This is a genomic window from Pseudomonas sp. 2822-17, from assembly GCF_002742485.1.
Taxonomy (GTDB): domain Bacteria; phylum Pseudomonadota; class Gammaproteobacteria; order Pseudomonadales; family Pseudomonadaceae; genus Aquipseudomonas; species Aquipseudomonas cyclaminis.
On the sequence record NZ_LJRZ01000932.1, the window covers coordinates 1 to 290 of the forward strand.

Genomic DNA, 290 nt, shown 5'->3' on the forward strand with positions numbered 1-290 from the left:
ACTCGTGACTACCGACAAAAAGGTTGCTGCAGCAGTTGCAGAAGAAGTGACGAAGCAGCTATCAACTCTTCCGAAAGAAGATATCGCAGCACAATCCATTAACAATTACGGGGCAATTTACTTAGCGAAAACGATAGGCGAAGCGATCGATGCAGTGAACGAATTGGCTGGAGAGCATTTGGAAGTACTTACTGAAGATCCATGGGCTATCCTCCCACAAATCCGTCATGCAGGGGCAATCTTCCTTGGGGAGAATAGCTCAGAGCCAGTGGGAGACTATTTTGCAGGAC

At 47.6% G+C, this 290-nt stretch carries 1 protein-coding gene; it reads left to right on the forward strand.

Going from position 1 to position 290, the window contains the following annotated elements:
* On the forward strand, positions 1-290 hold a 290-nt coding region (locus AOA60_RS31335; RefSeq protein WP_143522610.1), incomplete at both ends, for a histidinol dehydrogenase.